The sequence below is a fragment of the Agrococcus jejuensis genome, from assembly GCF_900099705.1.
Classification (GTDB): domain Bacteria; phylum Actinomycetota; class Actinomycetes; order Actinomycetales; family Microbacteriaceae; genus Agrococcus; species Agrococcus jejuensis.
This window is the reverse complement of record NZ_LT629695.1, coordinates 945147-963170: the sequence shown is the minus strand read 5'-3', so window position 1 is coordinate 963170 and position 18024 is coordinate 945147. Positions and strand designations below refer to the sequence as shown.

Sequence of the window (18024 nt, the reverse complement as noted above, 5' to 3'; positions counted from 1 at the left end):
GAAGCAGCATGTCGATCTACCTGAACAAGGATTCGAAGGTCATCGTCCAGGGCATCACCGGCGGCGAGGGCTCCAAGCACACCGCCCGCATGCTCGCGGCCGGCACGCAGGTCGTGGGCGGCGTCAACGCCCGCAAGGCCGGCACGACGGTCAACCACGTCACGCAGGACGGCTCGCCCGTCGAGCTGCCCGTGTTCGGCTCGGTGAAGGAGGCCATGGCCGCCACCGGCGCCGACGTCTCCATCGTCTTCGTGCCGCCGGCCTTCGCCAAGGACGCCGTCATCGAGGGCATCGACGCAGGCATCGGCCTGCTCGTCGTCATCACCGAGGGCATCCCCGTGCAGGACTCCGCCGAGTTCTGGGCGCACGCGAAGTCCACGGGCACGACGCGCATCATCGGCCCGAACTGCCCCGGCATCATCACGCCGGGCGAGTCGCTCGTCGGCATCACGCCCGCGAACATCACGGGCAAGGGCCCCATCGGCCTCGTGTCGAAGTCGGGCACCCTGACCTACCAGATGATGTTCGAGCTGCGCGACATCGGCTTCTCGACCGCCATCGGCATCGGCGGCGACCCGATCATCGGCACGACGCACATCGACGCCCTCGAGGCGTTCGAGGCCGACCCCGAGACGAAGGCCATCGTGATGATCGGCGAGATCGGCGGCGACGCCGAGGAGCGCGCAGCCGACTTCATCAAGGCCAACGTCACGAAGCCCGTCGTCGGCTACGTCGCCGGCTTCACGGCTCCCGAGGGCAAGACGATGGGCCACGCAGGCGCCATCGTCTCGGGCTCGTCGGGCACGGCCGAGGCGAAGAAGGTCGCGCTCGAGGCTGCTGGCGTCAAGGTCGGCAAGACGCCGTCCGAGACGGCGCGCCTCATGCGCGAGGTCATCGCGGCGCTCTGACGCTCGTCTGACTGGAACAGGGTCCCGGCTTCGGTCGGGGCCCTGTTGCGTTCTGTGGCTGTGCTGGGGTGCGTCGGGCGGGGATGTCGCTCCTCAGCTCAGACAGTGCGCGGGGACGGCGGTGGCCGCGGCCCTGGGGGCCGCAGCCACCGCCGTCCCCGCGCACAACTCGACACCCCGCGACATCCCCGCCCGCCGCGGATGCAGGTCGTGGGGGAGGGCGCTGCGCGCGCCTCCTGGAGGGCTGCCCTCCCGCACGGCGGTCCCGGCCCCTGCAGTGCTCACCGAACGCCCCACGGAGGCGCGGTCGCGACGCGCTCGGCGGCGGTGCGGCTCGTTGGAGCGCACGAGCGTCGCGCTCCTCGCGATCGCGGGCGGGCCTACGCCGGGTCTCGAATGGGCCGGGATCGCCGTGTCGGGCGCGGCTCCGCGGGACGCGCGCGCAGCGCCCCTCCCACGGGGTTGGCCTCCTCAGACGCGAGCGCAGGGCGGGGATGTCGCGGGGTGTCGAGTTGTGGGCATGGAGCAGGGGGTCGAGGCCGCCAGGCCTCGACCCCCTGCTCCATGCCCACTGTCTGAGCTGAGGAGCGACCTCCCCGCCCGGAGCGGCCAGGAAACCTGCCGCACACGCATCTTCCGCCCCGTCCCTTGTCATCCAGTCCAGATTCTGCCTACCCTTGATGTAAGCGCTTACCAACGGAGGTTCGCATGGCAGCTCGACGAGCGACGGTCTACACCGTCGCCGACCGCGCCGGCGTCTCCGTCGCCACCGTCTCGCGCGTGCTCGCCTCGCCGCAGCGCGTCGCAGAGGGCACCCGCGAGCGCGTGCTGGCCGCCGTCGCCGAGCTCGACTACGTGCCGCACGGCGCCGCGCAGTCCCTCGCCGCGCACCGCCACGCTGCCCACGGGCTCGTGCTGCCCGAGCTCTCGGGTCCGTACTACGCGGAGCTGCTGCTGGGCTACGAGTCGGCCGTCGCCGAGCGCGACGAGAGCCTCATCGTGTCGATCGCGAGCGAGCAGCGCGACCTCGACGCCGCGCTGCGCCGCCTCGCGGCGAACGTCGACGGCATGGTCATCATGAGCGCCCACCGCCTCGCGCCGCACACCCTCTCGGCCATCCGCCAGCGCATCCCCGTGCTCGGTCTCGCCGACGGCGACGACGTGGGCCTCGAGTCGTGGCGCACCGCCAACGACGAGAGCGCCCGCTCGCTCGCGCAGCACCTCGCCGACCACGGGCGCACGCGGGCGCTCTTCGTCGGCGACCCCGACCTCGCGACCGACATCGCCGAGCGCCACGCGGGCTTCCGCAGCGTCTTCGGCGACGCGACCGAGCCCATCCGCACACCGCTGCGCGAGCGCGACGGCTACGAGGTGGCCGCGGCGATCCTCGACGGCACGATCCGCGCCGACGCGCTCATGTGCGCGAACGACGAGCTCGCCGTCGCGATCGTGAGCGCGCTCGTCGACGGCGGCGTCGCCGTGGGCCGCGACATCTCGATCGTCGGCTGGGACGACATCATGGCGGCCCGATTCACGCGCCCCGCGCTCACGACCGTGCGTCAGCCCGTCGTCGAGCTCGGCGCCGGTGCTGCCCGCCGCATGCGGGCCATGATCGACGCCCCCGGCGAGCCTCTTGCGCCTGCACCGACGCTCGCGACCGAGATCGTCGTGCGCGACTCGTGCGGCGCGCACCCCTGACTGCTCTGACCCGACACCGACAGACGAAGGAGACTCCGGTGCGACGAACGACCATCACCGCCGCGATCGCGACGACCGCGGCCACGGCCCTCATCCTCACGGGATGCGGGCGACCCGACGCCGACGAGGCCCCGGCCGCGAGCGCCGAGGAGGTCTCGTTCGACGACCTCTCCGGCGACATCGAGGTCTGGGCCATGGGCGCCGAGGGCGAGGCGCTGCCCGCGCTCGCCGACGCCTTCATGGAGGAGCACCCCGACACGAGCATCACCGTGACGCCCGTGCCGTGGGATGCCGCCTACGACCGCTTCTCGAACGCCATCACCGCGGGCTCGACGCCCGACGCGGCCATGGTGGGCACGACCTGGATGGGCGACTTCGCCGGCCAGGGCGCGCTCGAGCCGACGCCGCCGAGCTTCGACGACAGCCAGTACTTCGAGGGCGCGCAGGCGACGACCGAGGTCGACGGCATCACCTACGGCCTGCCCTGGTACGTCGAGACCCGCATGGTCTACTACCGCACCGACATCGCTGCCGCCGCAGGCTACGACGAGGTGCCGGCCGACTGGGCCGGGTTCCAGGAGATGGCCGCCGCGATGCAGCAGCAGGACGGCGTCGAGTGGGGCATGAACCTGCAGCCCGGCGGCACGGGCGGCTGGCAGACGGTGCTGCCGCTCGCGTGGAGCAACGGCGCCGAGATCGCCACCGACGACGCGTATGCGCTCGACACCCCCGAGATGGTGGAGGCGACGGAGTACTTCCAGGGCTTCTTCGACGACGGCATCGCCGACCCGAACCCGCCGGAGGGCCAGACGGAGGCCGACTTCGTGTCGGGCCGCATCCCGATGTTCCTGTCGGGTCCGTGGATGATGTCGATCGTCGAGGAGCTCGGCGGCGAGGGCTTCGACGAGCTGTACGACGTCGCGCCCGTGCCCGCGAACGACGGCGCCGAGTCGGTGTCGTTCGTCGGCGGCTCGAACCTCGCCGTCTTCCAGGAGACCGAGAACCGCGACCTCGCCTGGGCGTTCGTCGACTACCTGACGCAGCCCGAGGTGCAGGTCGAGTGGTACGAGCTGACGTCGGCGCTGCCGTCGGTGCAGTCGGCCTGGGACGAGCCCGTGCTCGCCGACGACGCCCGACTGTCGGCGTTCGGCACCGAGCTCGAGACCGCCGTCGCCCCGCCGTCGTTCCCCTCGTGGGAGCAGGTCGCGACCGAGCTCGACCAGGCGCTCGAGCGGGTCGCGAAGGCCGGCGAGGATCCGGCCGAGGCGCTCGCGGGCGTGCAGGCCGAGGCCGAGGACATCGGCACGGGACAGTAGGGCGCTCGCATGACCACCTCCGCCGCCGCGCGCGGCGTCGGCCCCGGACCCGTGCGGTCCGGGCGCCGGCGAGGCGCGCCCGGGGCACGCAGGCAGGCCATCGCGGCGTGGACGCTCGCGATCCCGTTCCTGGCGCTGTTCCTCGCCTTCACGGCCTGGCCGCTGCTGCAGTCGGTGTTCCTGTCGTTCACCGACGCCACGCGGCGCGACCTCGCGAGCCCGTTCGCAGTCGACTTCGTCGGCCTCGACAACTTCGTCGAGGCGTTCGGCGACGAGCGCTTCCTGCGCGCGATCGTCAACACGCTCGGCTTCGTCGTCGTGGGCGTGCCGCTCACGCTCATGGTCGCGCTCGCCGCCGCCGTCGCCCTCGACCGGGGGATCGGCCGGCTGCGCGCGATCTTCCGCCTCGGCTTCTACACGCCCGTCATCACGTCGATCGTGGCCGTCGCCGTCGTGTGGCGCTTCATCCTGCACCCCGACCACGGCCTCGCGAACACCGTGCTCGCGTGGGTCGGCATCGACGGCCCCAACTGGCTCGGGTCGACGACGTGGGCGATGCCGTCGCTCGTCGCGATGGCGGTGTGGCGCAACTTCGGCACGGCGATGATCATCTTCCTCGCCGGCCTGCAGACCGTGCCGGCGTCGCTGCGCGAGGCGGCGGAGCTCGACGGGGCGAACGGCTGGCAGCGGTTCCGCTCGATCACCCTGCCCCTGCTGCGCCCCACGATCCTGTTCGTCTCGGTGACGACGATGATCGGCTACCTGCAGTTCTTCGAGGAGCCGTTCGTGATGACGGATGGCGGCGGCCCGCTCGACAGCACCCTGTCGGTCGCGCTGTACACGTACGAGCAGTTCTCGTTCGGCGAGTTCGGCTTCGCGTCGGCGGTGTCGTACGTGATGTTCGCGGCGATCGCGGCGATCACGGCCATCCAGTTCCGCCTCCTGAGGGAGAAGGACTGATGGCCGGCCGCGGAGAGCCCACCTTCCGCAACCGGTGGTGGCTGTACCTGCTGCTCACGATCGCGCTCGTCGCCGTCGTCGCACCGTTCGTGTGGATGGTGCTCGGCAGCCTCAAGACCGATGCCGAGCTGCGCATGGTGCCGCCGACGTTCCTGCCGGAGGCGCCGACGCTCGACAACTTCGTCGAGGTGCTCACCGGTGCGGGCTTCGGTCGCGCGTTCCTCAACTCGACGCTCATCGCGCTCGCCGTGACGGCGGGCAACCTGCTGTTCTGCTCGATGGTCGGCTACGCGCTCGCGATGCTCGAGTTCAAGGGCCGCACTGCCCTGTTCGGCGTCATCATCGGCACGCTCATGATCCCCGGGCTCGTGACGTTCGTGCCGCTGTTCGTGCTCGTCGTGAACGCGGGGCTGGCCGACAGCCTGCTCGGCCTCATCCTGCCGTTCCTCGTGACGCCGTTCGGGGTGTTCCTCATGCGGCAGTTCGCGCTCGGGCTGCCGATCGACCTCGTGCACGCCGCGCGCGTCGACGGCGCGGGGGAGCTGCGCATCTTCGGCCAGGTCATCCTGCCGCTGCTCGGCCCCGCGCTCGCGACGCTCGGCATCCTCACGTTCCTCGGCAGCTGGAACAGCTTCCTGTGGCCGCTCGTCGTCGCCCAGCGCGCCGACCAGTACACGCTGCCGGTCGTGCTCGCGCTCGAGTCGACCGGCCAGAACCAGACGCAGTACGGACTGCTGCTCGCCGGCGCGACCGTCGTGATCGTGCCCGTGCTCGCGGTGTTCCTCATCTTCCAAAGGCGATTCATCGAAGGCATCGCCACGACCGGCATCAAGTGAAGGAGCCCATCATGCCCCTGCCCACATCACCCTCCGACTCGTTCGGCGTCTCGCGCCGCGGGTTCATGGTCGGCGGCCTCGCGGCTGCAGCCACCGTCGCGTTCGGCGCGGCGACCCCCGCATCCGCGTCTCCGCTCGTCGCGCACGGCGGCTCCGGCCACGGCTTCTCGGGCCGTCGCGCGCGCCGCTGGGCGCAGGACACCTGGACGTCGCTCGTCGCCATGACCGACGAGACGACGGGCCTGCCCGCCGACAACGTGCTCGGCGACCTCTCGGGTCGCAGCGGCTACACGTCGCCGACGAACATCGGCGGCCTGCTGTGGTCGGGCGTCGTCGCCCGCGAGCTCGGCATCGTGTCGCGTCGCGACCTCGACGCGCTCGCGACCCGCACGCTCGAGACCGTGCTGCAGGTCGAGCATCACGAGCCCTCGGGCATGCTCTACAACTGGTACTCCGAGGCGACCGGCGAGGCGCTGCGCACGTGGCCCGACTCGGGCGATCCCGTCTACCGCTTCGCGTCGAGCGTCGACAACGCGTGGCTCGGCGCCGCGATGCGCGTCGTCATGTCGGCCATCCCCGGCCGCCCCGCAGAGCTGGCGCGCCAGGTCTGGGAGCGGATGCGCTGGGATGCGTTCTACAACCCCGGGACGGGTGCCGAGCACCCGACGGTGCGGCCGGGCGGCCTCATGCACGGCGGGTTCTTCGTCGACGAGCACGACCGCCCGGGTGAGGTGTACCAGGGCAGCCACATCGGTGGCGATCCCGTGTGGCTCTCGAATCACCACTACGACACGTTCGTCTCGGAGACGCGCATGACGTCGTACCTCGGCATCGTCGCCGGTCAGGTGCCCGCCGCGCACTACTACGCGGCCTGGCGCACGTTCCCCGGCGGCGACGACTGGGCGTGGCAGGAGTCGCGGCCCGTCGGCGTCAGCCGCACATACCAGGGCATCGAGGTCTTCGAGGGTGCGTACGAGTACCGCGGCATGCGCATCGTGCCCGGCTGGGGCGGCTCGATGTTCGAGGAGCTCATGCCCGACCTCTTCGTGCCCGAGGCGTCGTGGGGCCGGCGCAGCTGGGGCCGCAACCATCCGCTGCACGTGCGCGCGCAGCGCGAGCACGGCCTCGACGAGGCCGGCTACGGCGTGTGGGGCTTCAGCCCATCGAGCGACCCGTTCGGCGGCTACCGCGAGTACGGCGTCGACCGCCTCGGCATGAACCCCGACGGCTACCTCTCCGACCGCGAGAGCACGAACGTCGACGCCGGCTACGCAGGCGTGCGCGAGGGCACGAACCCGACGCCCGACTTCGGCGACGGCGTCGTCACGCCCCACGCGGCGATGCTCGCGATGTCGTACGAGCGCGACGCGGCGTTCGCGAACCTCGCCCGCATCGAGGACGAGCTCGGCGCCTACGGCCCCGGCGGCTTCCTCGACGCCGTCTCGGCCTCCGGCGTCGTCGCCGACCGGCACCTGTCGCTCGACCAGGCCATGTGCATGGGTGCGCTCGGCTCGGTGCTCGGCGGCGGCGTCGTGCAGCGTGCGTTCGCGACGCGCCAGGTGCGCGACGCGCTCCACCCCCTCATGCGTGCGGAGGAGTTCGGTGCAGCCTGAGTTCCGCGACCTCAACGGCAACGGCGTCCTCGACCCCTACGAGGATGCGCGCCTGTCGATCGACGAGCGGGTCGAGGACCTGCTCGCCCGCCTGTCGCTCGACGAGAAGGTGGGGCTCATGTTCCACACCGTCATCGAGTCGGGCCTCGACGGCACGCTCGTCGAGGGCAAGGGCGCCATCAGCAAGTCGGCGACGACCGACGTCGTGCTCGGCAAGCACCTGAGCCACTTCAACGTGCACGAGCTCGGCACGGCGCCCATGGCGGCGCGGTGGATGAACGCGCTGCAGCGCCTCGCGGAGCGGTCGCCGCACGGCATCCCCGTGACGATCTCGACCGATCCGCGCCACGGGTACGTGACGAACGCGGGCGCCTCGTTCGCGGCCGGCATGTTCTCGCAGTGGCCCGAGCCGCTCGGCCTCGCCGCGCTGCACGATCCCTCGCGCGTGCGGGAGTTCGCCGAGATCGCCCGCGCCGAGTACGTGGCCGTGGGCATCCGCGCCGCGCTGCATCCGACGCTCGACCTCGCGACCGAGCCGCGCTGGGCGCGGCAGGTGAGCACGTTCGGGCAGGACCCGGCCCGGGTGACCGAGCTCGCGGTGCAGTACCTGCTCGGCTTCCAGGGCGACCGGGTGGGGCCGGGCAGCGTCGCGTGCACGAGCAAGCACTTCCCGGGCGGCGGCCCGCAGATGGACGGCGAGGATGCGCACTTCCCGTACGGCCGCGAGCAGGTGTACCCCGCGGGTCGGTACGCCGACCACGTCGCCCCCTTCGCGCCGGTGATCGACGCCGGCACGAGCGGCGTCATGCCGTACTACGGCATGCCGATCGGCCTCGAGGTCGACGGCGTCGCGATCGACGAGGTCGGCTTCGGCTTCAACCGGCAGATCGTCACCGACCTGCTGCGCGGCACCTACGGCTTCGACGGGGTCGTGCTGAGCGACTGGGAGCTCATCACCGACAACCACGTCGGCGACCAGGTGCTGCCCGCGCGCGCGTGGGGCGTCGAGCACCTCGACGTCGACGGCCGCATGGCGATGCTGCTCGACGCCGGCGTCGATCAGTTCGGCGGCGAGGAGTGCGTCGAGGTGCTGCGGCGCCTCGTCGACTCGGGCCGCGTGCCGGAGTCTCGGCTCGACGAGTCGGCGCGGCGTCTGCTGCGCGTGAAGTTCGAGCTCGGCCTGTTCGACGACCCGTTCGTGAGCGAGTCGGGCGCCGCCGAGGTCGTGGGCTCGAGCGCGTTCGTCGCGGCGGGTCGGCTCGCGCAGTCGGAGTCGGTGACGGTGCTGCGCGCCTCCGAGCGCGTGCCCCTCGCCGAGGGCGCGCGCGTGTACGTCGAGGGCATGGAGCGCTCGGCATGCGAGGCCGCGGGCCTCACGGTCGTCGAGCGCCCCGAGGACGCCGACGTCGCCGTGCTGCGCCTCGAGGCGCCGTTCGACCCGCGCTCCGACCTGTTCCTCGAGGCGTGGTTCCACGCCGGCTCGCTCGACTTCCCGCCCGGGCTCGTCGAGCGCGTCAAGCGCATCGCGGCGCACTGTCCCGTGGTGCTCGACGTGACGCTCGACCGCCCGGCGATCCTCACGCCGTGGCTCGACGTCGTCGACGCGCTCACGGTCGGCTACGGCACGAGCGACGCCGCCTACCTCGACGTGCTCACGGGCCGCGTGACGCCCATCGGGCGGCTGCCGTTCGACATCCCGCGGTCGATGCAGGACGTGCGGGAGCATCCCGAGGATCAGCCGGGGTTCGACGATCCGTTGTTCCCGGCTGGGCATCGGGTCGATCTGTCTTCGTCGGTGTCTTCGTAGGGTCGGGAGAGGGCGCGGCGGGCGGGGATGTCGCTCCTCAGCTCAGACAACGCAGCGGGACGGCGGGGTCGCGGCCCTGGGGGCCGCGACCCCGCCGTCCCGCTGCGTAACTCGACACCCCGCGACATCCCCGCCCGCCGCTCCGGCGTCGAGAGGAGGGGGCGCTGCGCGCACCTCTCCAGTGCCGCCGCCCTGCACGGCGGTCTCGGCCGGTCGCTGCGAATCGACGGTCACGTGCATGGTCGCGGGGGAGCGCGGGTCGCGAGGTCTCGTGACGCGCGCTCGCTGCGCGAGCGCGCTCCTCGACCAGCTGACGGGGTGACGCGAAGAGCGTGGGCCCTCGAGCGAGGGCACGCGGGAGCACGCCGACTCCTGCATGCGCCGAGATCGCCGTGTCGGGCGCTGCTCCTCGGGACGCGCGCGCAGTGCCCACCCACCCCGGGGTGCGACCGCGCAGGGCGGGGAGGTCGCGGGGTGTCGAGTCGTCGAGACGACCGAGGGGTCGAGGCCGCCAGGCCTCGACCCCTCGGTCGTCTCCACTGTCTGAGCTGAGGAGCGACCTCCCCGCCCGAAGCAGCCCTACGAAGGACTAGCGCAGACCGTCCACGATCGCGTTCAGCGTCGCCGACGGACGCATCGCCGCCTCGGCCTTCGCAGCGTCAGGGCGGAAGTAGCCGCCGAGGTCGACGGGCGAGCCCTGCGCTGCGAGCAGCTCGGCCTCGATCGCGTCGGTCTTCGACGCCAGCTCGGCGGCGACGGGGGCGAAGCGCTCGGCGAGCGCCGCATCCGTCGTCTGCGCCGAGAGCTCCTCGGCCCAGTAGCGCGCGAGCCAGAAGTGGCTGCCGCGGTTGTCGATCTCGCCGACGCGGCGCGACGGCGACTTGTTCTCGTCGAGGAACGTCGCCGTGGCCTTGTCGAGCGTCTCGCCCAGCACGCCGGCACCCTCGTTGCCCGTGGCGAGCGCGAGGTGGCGGAACGACTCCGCGAGCGCCATGAACTCGCCCAGCGAGTCCCAGCGCAGGTGGTTCTCCTGCTCGACCTGCTGCACGTGCTTCGGCGCCGAGCCGCCCGCGCCGGTCTCGAACAGGCCACCGCCGGCGAGCAGCGGCACGACCGACAGCATCTTCGCGCTCGTGCCGAGCTCGAGGATGGGGAAGAGGTCGGTGTTGTAGTCGCGCAGCACGTTGCCCGTCACCGAGATGGTGTCGAGGCCCTCGCGGATGCGGCCGATCGCGTGCGTCGTCGCGGCGGCGGGGGCGAGGATCTGGATGTCGAGGCCCGTCGTGTCGTGCTTCGGCAGCTCGTCCTCGACGACGCGGATGAGGTTCGCGTCGTGCGCGCGATCGGCGTCGAGCCAGAACACGGCGGGGGTGTCGGAGAGGCGTGCGCGCTGCACGGCGAGGCGCACCCAGTCGCGGATCGGCACGTCCTTCGTCTGGCAGGCGCGCCAGATGTCGCCGGCCGAGACCTCGTGCGACAGCAGCACGGTGCCCGCGGCGTCGACGACCTCGATGCGGCCGTCGGCCTTCGCCGTGAACGTCTTGTCGTGGCTGCCGTACTCCTCGGCCTTCTGCGCCATGAGGCCCACGTTGGGCACGGAGCCCATCGTCGTGGGGTCGTAGGCGCCGTTGGCGATGCAGTCGTCGATGACGGCCTGGTAGACGCCGGCGTACGACGAGTCGGGGATGACCGCGAGCGTGTCGGCCTCCTCGCCGTCGGGGCCCCACATGTGCCCGGCGGTGCGGATCATGGCGGGCATCGACGCGTCGACGATGACGTCGGACGGCACGTGGAGGTTCGTGATGCCCTTGTCGGAGTTCACCATCGCGAGGCGCGGACCCTCGCGCAGGCCCTCCTCGACGGCGGCGCGCACGCCCTCGGCGACCGACGGCTCGAGCTGGTCGAGGCCGGCGAGGATCGAGCCGAGGCCGTCGTCGGGCGTGAGGCCCGCGGCCTCGAGCTGGGCGCCGTAGCGCTGGAACAGCGTGGGGAAGAAGGCGCGCACGACGCGGCCGAAGATGATCGGGTCGGAGACCTTCATCATCGTGGCCTTGAGGTGCACCGAGAACAGCACGCCCTCGTCCTTCGCGGCCTTGACCTGCTCGCTGAGGAAGCGGTCGAGCGCGGCGACGCGCATGACGGTCGCGTCGACGATCTCGCCGGCGAGCACGGGCACGCGCTGCTTCAGCACGGTCTCGGTGCCGTCGGCGGCGACGTGGCGGATCTGCAGGTCGGTGGGCTCGGCGACGATGACCGACTGCTCGTTCGAGCGGAAGTCGTCGACGCCCATCGTGGCGACGCGCGTGCGCGAGTCGGCCGACCAGCGACCCATCGAGTGCGGGTGCTTGCGGGCGTACTGCTTCACCGACTGGGGTGCGCGGCGGTCGGAGTTGCCCTCGCGCAGCACGGGGTTCACGGCCGAGCCCTTGATGGCGTCGTAGCGGGCGCGCGCGTCGCGCTCCTCGTCGGTCGACGGCTCGTCGGGGTACTCGGGCAGGTCGACGCCCTGGGCGCGCAGCTCGGCGATCGCCGCCTTGAGCTGCGGCACGGATGCCGAGATGTTCGGCAGCTTGATGATGTTCGCCTCGGCCGTCTTGGCGAGCTCGCCGAGCTCGGCGAGCGCGTCGGCCTGGCCCTGCTCGGCGGGCAGGCGGTCGGAGAAGGCCGCCACGATGCGGCCCGAGAGCGAGATGTCACGCGTCTCGACCGCCACGTCGGCGGCCTTCGCGAAGCCCTGCACGATCGGCAGGAACGAGTGCGTCGCGAGCATCGGCGCCTCGTCGGTGTGGGTGTAGATGATCGTCGCCATGGATGCGTCGTCCCTCGTCGCTAGTCGGTGGGGGCGCGCCGAGAGGCGGCGCAGGCCCGCGTCCCAACCTATCGCGGGTGGATGGGCGTCGTCCGGCGTCGCCCGCGAGGCGGTCGGATGCGGTGCGCTCGCGCCACTAGGCTCGCCGCGTGCGTCGCCTCTCCTCCGTCCTCCTGCAGGCGGTCGAGTCGGCATCCATCGCCCTCGCGACGCTGCTCCTCACGCTCGTGCCCGCCTTCGTGGCGTACGCCGCCGGCGGCTTCGCCATGCCGATCGCGGTGCCGTGGCGCATCGCGGTCGACGCGTGGATGCTGGGCCACGGCGTCGACGTGGGCATCGCGTTCGGCGACGCGGCCGTCGCCGCGGTGGGCACGGATGCGGCGGCGGCGCCGTTCGTGATCGGCGTGGGCGCGTGGGGCATCGGGCTCGCGACGATCCTGCTCGCGGTGCGCAGCGGCATGCGGCTCGCGCGCACGGCCGAGCCCGCGTGGGGACTCGTGGGCGGCGCGGTCGCGACGGGCGCGCTGGGCTTCGTGCTCGCGCTCTCGGCGCAGCACGAGTCGGCGGCGCCGAACCTCGTGCACGCCGCGGTCGGCCCGGCCGTGTGCATGCTCATCGGCCTCGTGATCGGTGCGGCGTGGGAGTCGCGCGACCTCGTCGGCGACGCCGCCGGCTGGCTCGCGATCGACGCGGCCACCGTGCCCCTCGTGCGCGCGGCGCTGCGCGCAGGCCTCGCGACCGTCGCCGCGTTCGTGGGCCTCGGCGCCGTGCTGCTGGGCGTCGCGCTCATCGTGCGGCAGGCCGACGTCATCCTGCTGTTCGAGGCGCTGCAGCCCGACCACCTCGGCGTCGTCGTGCTGTGGCTCGTGCAGCTCGCGCTGCTGCCGACGGCCGTCATCTGGTCGACGTCGTGGATGCTCGGGCCCGGCTTCGCGCTCGGCGCCGGCTCGAGCGTCTCGCCGCTCGGCACCGACCTCGGCCCCGTGCCGACGCTGCCGCTGCTCGGCGCGATCGTGCCCGGCGTGCAGCCGTGGTCGCTCATCGTCGCCGTCGTGCCGCTCGTCGCCGCGATGGGCATCGGCGCGCTCGTGCGGCAGCGGTCGACGCTGACGCACTGGTGGCAGTCGGCGATCGTCGCCGTCGGCGGCGGCCTCGTGGCAGGGCTCGTGCTCGGCGGCCTCGCCGCGGCGGCGTCGGGCGGCATGGGGCCCGGCCGGCTCGACGTCGCGGGCCCGACGTGGTGGCTCGTCGGCGCGGTCGGCGCGGGCATCGCTGCGCTCGGGCTCGCGGTCGGCCTGCTCGCGGGCAACGCGCCCGACGTGGAGGAGCCGGAGGAGGGGGCCGACGTCGACACCGCGGACCTCGACGTCGCCGTGCTCGCAGCCGCCGCGCGTGCGCGCGACGCGGAGGCGTCCGCGACGACCGAGACCTCCGACGCTGTCGCGGAGCCCGCCTGGGTGCCCGCCGCATCCGCCGCCGACCCCGACGCGCAGCCGACCGAGCCCGTCGCGCCCCTCGCATCGGAGCCTGAGTCCGCATCCGCCGACCCCGACGCGCAGGAGACGGCACCCATCGCCCCGCTCGCCGACGACGCCGCGGACGACGAGGCGTCCGACCGCCGGTAGGCTGGCACCCGTGCTGCGTCTGGTCGTCCTCGTGTCCGGCGGCGGCAGCAACCTCGCCGACCTGCTCGAGCGCACCCGCGACGGTCGCGTGCCCGCCACGATCGTGGCCGTCGGCGCCGACCAGGAGTGCGGCGGCCTCGAGCTCGCTCGCGCTGCCGGCATCGCGACGTTCGTCGAGCCGTTCGCACAGCCGCGCGCCGAGTGGAGCGGTCGCATCGTCGACCAGGTGCTCGCGCACGAGCCCGACCTCACGATCCTCTCGGGCTTCATGCGCCTCCTGGCGGGCGACGCCGTCGAGCGCCTCGCCCCGAACCTCGTGAACACGCACCCCGCGTACCTGCCCGAGTTCCCCGGCGCCCACGCCGTGCGCGACGCGCTCGCGGCCGGCGCCACCGAGACCGGTGCCTCGGTCATCGTCGTCGACGCAGGCGTCGACACGGGTCCCGTCCTCGCGCAGGTGCGCGTGCCCATCCACCCCGACGACGACGAGGCGAGCCTCCACGACCGCATCAAGCCGGTCGAGCGAGACCTGCTCGCAGGCGTCGTCACGAACTGGAACCAGGAGTCCTGAGTGAGCGGACCGACCCACGACGAGAGCCTGTACCGCGAGCGCGACGTGGTGCCCATCCGCCGCGCGCTGCTGTCGGTGAGCGACAAGACCGGCATCCTCGACCTCGCCGCCGCGCTGCACGCCGCGGGCGTCGAGCTCGTCTCGACGGGCTCGACGGCGAAGGGCATCGCGGATGCGGGCATCCCCGTCACCGAGGTCGCGTCGGTCACGGGGTTCCAGGAGGCGCTCGACGGCCGCGTGAAGACGCTGCACCCGGGCATCCACGCCGGTCTGCTCGCCGACCTCCGCCTCGAGCACCACGAGCAGCAGCTCGCCGACCTCGGCATCGCGCCGTTCGAGCTCGTCGTCGTGAACCTGTACCCGTTCGTCGACACCGTGCGCTCGGGCGCCGAGGCCAACGCCGTCGTCGAGCAGATCGACATCGGCGGCCCCGCGATGGTGCGCGCGAGCGCGAAGAACTTCGCGAACGTCGCGATCGTCACCGACCCGCGCGCCTACGACCTCGTCACGCGGGCGCTGCCGAAGGGCCTCTCGCTCGCGCAGCGTCGTGCGCTCGCGAGCGACGCGTTCGCCCACACCGCCGGCTACGACACGGCCGTCGCGCGCTGGTTCGCGACGGGCTCGGTCGAGGATGCGGCGGCCCCCGCGGCCGCTGCCGCGCCCGCTGCGACCGGCGACGCGAACGCCGACCTGCTCGCCGCCATCGGCGGCGCGACGCTCTCGAGCCCGCTGCGCTACGGCGAGAACAGCCACCAGGCCGCCGGCATCTACACGCTCCCCACGGGCCGCGGCATCGCGCAGGCGACGCTGCTGCACGGCAAGGAGATGTCGTTCAACAACTACGTCGACGCCGACGCCGCCCTGCGCGCCGCCTTCGACCACGCCGAGCCCGCCGTCGCGATCATCAAGCACGCGCAGCCGTGCGGCGTCGCGCTCGCAGCCCCCGGCGCCGCCGACCCCATCGCGTCGGCGCACGAGCGCGCGCACGCGTGCGACCCCGTGTCGGCGTTCGGCGGCGTGATCGCCGCGAACCGCACGGTCACGGCCGCGATGGCCGAGACCGTCGCCGGCATCTTCACCGAGGTCGTCGTCGCCCCCGACTTCGAGCCCGAGGCGATCGAGATCCTCTCGCGCAAGGCCGCCATCCGCCTGCTGCGCCTGCCCGACGGCTACGCGCGCGAGGCGAGCGAGCTGCGCCAGATCTCGGGCGGCCTGCTGCTGCAGGAGCCCGACACGTTCGACGGCTTCTCGAGCCACACGTGGCGCCGAGTCACGGGCACGCACGTCGACGACGCGACGCTCGCCGACCTCGAGTTCGCGTGGCGTGCCGTGCGCTCGGTGAAGTCGAACGCCATCCTGCTCGCGTCGGGCGGTGCCTCCGTCGGCGTGGGCATGGGTCAGGTCAACCGCGTCGACTCGTGCGTGCTCGCCGTGTCGCGCGCAGGGGACCGGGCGGCCGGCTCCGTCGCGGCGTCGGATGCGTTCTTCCCGTTCGCCGACGGCCCGCAGATCCTCATCGACGCCGGCGTGCGCGCCATCGTGCAGCCCGGTGGCTCGAAGCGCGACGACGAGGTCATCGCGGCTGCCGAGGCGGCGGGCCTCACGATGTACCTCACGGGAGAGCGCCACTTCTTCCACTGACGCGACCCGCGTCCAGACGCCCCGCATCCACTCGTCGGATGCGGGGCGTCGTCATGCGCGGCGCGTGACGGGATGTCGCGAGCGGCGTTGCAACATGAGGCTTCGTCATGGCAAGATGCCCATGAGTGCATTCATGCGCGATCCGCAGCCTTTCCGAGAGGGAACGCGCGAGTCGTACGATCGCCGAATTGCACGGTTGTCGTACTGGGGTACGGCGTCCCCTACGGAATCCGTAGGTTCAAGCCACTGATAGCGACGTTTCCATCTGCATGGTCCCCCTGGCACGCGTCAGCGTTCGCCTCTGGTGGAACCGGTTCCTACGTTCGTCTGCGGCCCTCGCGATCCGAGCTCCGCGCGGGGGCCACCCACTGTCCAGCGACGAATCGGTGACCTCCTGTGCTGAACCCAGCCATCCCTCGCCGGTCGAGAGCCCTCGTGCTCACGGCCATGCTCCTGCTCACGGCGCTCCTCAGCGCGCTGCTCGTGACCTTCTCCGCAGCGCCCGCCCAGGCGCATGACGCCCGACCCACGCCCTCGTGCACGGGTCTCAACGTGAACGCCTGGGCCTACAACGGCAACGCCCAGAACCGCGTCGTCGTGACGATCGACGGCGAGCAGGTCGCGAGCTCGACCTTCGGCCAGTCGTACAACCGCGACTTCTCGTGGTCGACCACCGAGGATCACACCTACCGGGTGCAGATCTTCCAGGGCGACGGCACGCAGTTCAACAAGAGCTTCACCGGCACGTGGACCGCCTGCGAGGAGCCGCCGGCCACCGAGACCGGCGTCACCACCGAGCCGACGTTCCAGGACGTCTGCGGCCCCGAGTTCGACCTCGCCGTGCCCGCCGACACCGAGGCGTACCGCTTCACGGTCGCCGACTCCACGCAGGGCGGCCAGGGCGACGTCGTCGTGACGGCGACCCTCGACGACGGCTTCGTCTGGACCGGCGGCTCGACCGAGCCGAGGACGTGGACGTTCCACGCCACGAACGAGCCGTGCGACGTCGCCGTCGACGTGCCCGCCCAGCCGACGCTGCAGGACGTGTGCGGCCCCGACTACGGCGAGCCCACGCTGCCCGCCAGCGAGGCCTACACGTGGTCGGTCGACGACAGCGCCCTCGAGGACGGCGCAGGCACCGTGACCATCACCGCGACGCTCGACGACGGCTTCGTCTGGACCGGCGGCGGCACCCAGCCGCAGTCGTGGACGTACGACGTCACGAACGAGCCCTGCGACGTGCCCACGGCCGTCGAGGGCACGCCCACCGTGCTCGAGCAGTGCGGCCCCGGCTACGAGGTCCAGCTGCCCGTCGTGACCGACGCCGACGGCTACGCGTTCTCGGTCGATGAGTCCGGCGTGACCGCCGGCCAGGGCACCGTGGTCGTCACCGCGACGCTCGCCGACGGGTTCACCTGGCAGGACGGCTCGACCGAGCCCCGCACCTGGTCGTTCGACGTGACTGACGAGCCCTGCGTGACCGAGGACATCCCCGTGCCGACCGCGACCGAGATCTGCGGCCCCGACGGCGACGCCCCGTACACGATCCCCGCCGACGGCGAGCACTACCGCTACGTCGTCACCGACCCCGGCACGTACACCGACGGCGAGCGCGTCGTCGAGGTCGTCGTCGAGTTCGACGAGGGCTACGTCGCGCCGGAGACCGACGAGACGAGCTGGACGTTCACGTTCTACGACGAGCCCTGCGACACGCCCGTGGCGGGCCTCGCGTCGGCCGACGTGACCGTGACCGGCGCGACGTGCTGGGCTCCCGGCACCGCCACGCCCGGTGAGACGGAGCGCGCCTCGTGGACCGTCTCCGACGTGCCCGCCGCCGGCGGCACCGCGACGTTCGTCGCCGTCGCCGAGGAGGGCGCAGCCTTCCAGGCCGGCCTGCCCGGCGTCTCCGACGACCTGACGACGCGCACGTTCACGCTCGACGTGCCCGCCGCAGGCGGCGAGCTCTGCACGATCGCCCCGCCGCCCGTGCAGCCGCCGACCGAGATCACGCCGCCGACGACGCCGCAGTCGGCTCCGCCGACCCTGCCCCGCACGGGCTTCGACATCTCGTCGATCCTCGCGATGGGTGCGCTGCTCGCCCTCGCCGGCGCGACGCTCGTCGTGCGCCGCGTGCGCTCGGAGGCATAGCCACCGACGCAGGCGAACCACACGCGGGAGGCCCCGCATCCGACACGGATGCGGGGCCTCTCGCTTGCGCGTCGCACCCACTGCGCATAGCC

At 72.5% G+C, this 18024-nt stretch carries 12 protein-coding genes; 11 read left to right on the top strand and 1 reads right to left on the bottom strand.

Annotated features, from left to right (window positions below):
- Window positions 1-8 precede the first annotated feature (8 nt).
- From sucD to BLQ67_RS04490, 7 genes are all read left to right on the top strand, one after another.
- Complete coding sequence (sucD, locus tag BLQ67_RS04520) at window positions 9-908, top strand: succinate--CoA ligase subunit alpha (RefSeq protein WP_092502843.1); 900 nt, start codon at window positions 9-11, stop codon at window positions 906-908.
- 708 nt (window positions 909-1616) lie between these two features.
- Window positions 1617-2606 (top strand): LacI family DNA-binding transcriptional regulator, encoded by a 990-nt coding sequence (locus tag BLQ67_RS04515; RefSeq protein ID WP_092502841.1) that lies wholly within the window; start codon window positions 1617-1619, stop codon window positions 2604-2606.
- A 38-nt stretch (window positions 2607-2644) separates the two neighbouring features.
- Window positions 2645-3922 carry a sugar ABC transporter substrate-binding protein gene (locus BLQ67_RS04510; protein WP_092502839.1) on the top strand — a complete coding sequence of 426 codons (1278 nt, stop codon included), beginning with the start codon at window positions 2645-2647 and terminating at the stop codon, window positions 3920-3922.
- Between the two features lie 9 nt (window positions 3923-3931).
- Window positions 3932-4882: a carbohydrate ABC transporter permease gene (locus BLQ67_RS04505; protein ID WP_092502837.1), complete on the top strand. Its 951-nt coding sequence runs from the start codon at window positions 3932-3934 to the stop codon at window positions 4880-4882.
- The gene (locus BLQ67_RS04500) at window positions 4882-5718 is read left to right on the top strand and encodes a carbohydrate ABC transporter permease (protein WP_092502835.1); all 837 of its coding nucleotides are present in this window, start codon (window positions 4882-4884) and stop codon (window positions 5716-5718) included. The genes BLQ67_RS04505 and BLQ67_RS04500 overlap by 1 nt, the downstream gene beginning before the upstream one ends.
- A gap of 11 nt (window positions 5719-5729) precedes the next feature.
- Window positions 5730-7331 carry a glucoamylase family protein gene (locus tag BLQ67_RS04495; RefSeq protein WP_092506774.1) on the top strand — a complete coding sequence of 534 codons (1602 nt, stop codon included), beginning with the start codon at window positions 5730-5732 and terminating at the stop codon, window positions 7329-7331.
- Window positions 7321-9138, top strand: a complete 1818-nt coding sequence (locus BLQ67_RS04490) for a glycoside hydrolase family 3 protein (RefSeq protein WP_231945165.1) — start codon at window positions 7321-7323, stop codon at window positions 9136-9138. Before BLQ67_RS04495 ends, BLQ67_RS04490 begins: the two co-directional genes overlap by 11 nt.
- Before the next feature lie 589 nt (window positions 9139-9727).
- Here the strand turns inward: BLQ67_RS04490 and BLQ67_RS04485 are convergent.
- A complete protein-coding gene (locus BLQ67_RS04485) occupies window positions 9728-11947 on the bottom strand; it encodes an NADP-dependent isocitrate dehydrogenase (RefSeq protein ID WP_092502831.1) in 2220 nt (739 codons plus the stop codon).
- A gap of 149 nt (window positions 11948-12096) precedes the next feature.
- On the opposite strand from BLQ67_RS04485, the gene BLQ67_RS04480 reads away from it, so the two are divergent.
- From BLQ67_RS04480 to BLQ67_RS04465, 4 genes are all read left to right on the top strand, one after another.
- Window positions 12097-13572 (top strand): cell division protein PerM, encoded by a 1476-nt coding sequence (locus BLQ67_RS04480; RefSeq protein WP_092502829.1) that lies wholly within the window; start codon window positions 12097-12099, stop codon window positions 13570-13572.
- A 10-nt stretch (window positions 13573-13582) separates the two neighbouring features.
- Entirely contained in the window at window positions 13583-14143 is a 561-nt protein-coding gene (gene purN, locus BLQ67_RS04475) for a phosphoribosylglycinamide formyltransferase (protein WP_092502827.1), read from the top strand.
- Window positions 14144-15784 (top strand): bifunctional phosphoribosylaminoimidazolecarboxamide formyltransferase/IMP cyclohydrolase, encoded by a 1641-nt coding sequence (gene purH / locus BLQ67_RS04470; protein ID WP_092502825.1) that lies wholly within the window; start codon window positions 14144-14146, stop codon window positions 15782-15784. It begins immediately after the preceding gene.
- 447 nt (window positions 15785-16231) lie between these two features.
- Window positions 16232-17932 (top strand): LPXTG cell wall anchor domain-containing protein, encoded by a 1701-nt coding sequence (locus tag BLQ67_RS04465; RefSeq protein WP_157674668.1) that lies wholly within the window; start codon window positions 16232-16234, stop codon window positions 17930-17932.
- Window positions 17933-18024 lie beyond the last annotated feature (92 nt).

Excerpts from the sequence above, each read along its gene's own strand:
- BLQ67_RS04505 (WP_092502837.1), top strand. The coding sequence starts at position 3,932 with ATGACCACCTCCGCCGCCGCGCGCGGCGTCGGCCCCGGACCCGTGCGG.
- sucD (WP_092502843.1), top strand. The coding sequence starts at position 9 with ATGTCGATCTACCTGAACAAGGATTCGAAGGTCATCGTCCAGGGCATC.
- BLQ67_RS04500 (WP_092502835.1), top strand. The coding sequence starts at position 4,882 with ATGGCCGGCCGCGGAGAGCCCACCTTCCGCAACCGGTGGTGGCTGTAC.
- BLQ67_RS04485 (WP_092502831.1), bottom strand. The coding sequence starts at position 11,947 with ATGGCGACGATCATCTACACCCACACCGACGAGGCGCCGATGCTCGCG.
- BLQ67_RS04515 (WP_092502841.1), top strand. The coding sequence starts at position 1,617 with ATGGCAGCTCGACGAGCGACGGTCTACACCGTCGCCGACCGCGCCGGC.
- BLQ67_RS04495 (WP_092506774.1), top strand. The coding sequence starts at position 5,730 with ATGCCCCTGCCCACATCACCCTCCGACTCGTTCGGCGTCTCGCGCCGC.
- BLQ67_RS04465 (WP_157674668.1), top strand. The coding sequence starts at position 16,232 with ATGCTCCTGCTCACGGCGCTCCTCAGCGCGCTGCTCGTGACCTTCTCC.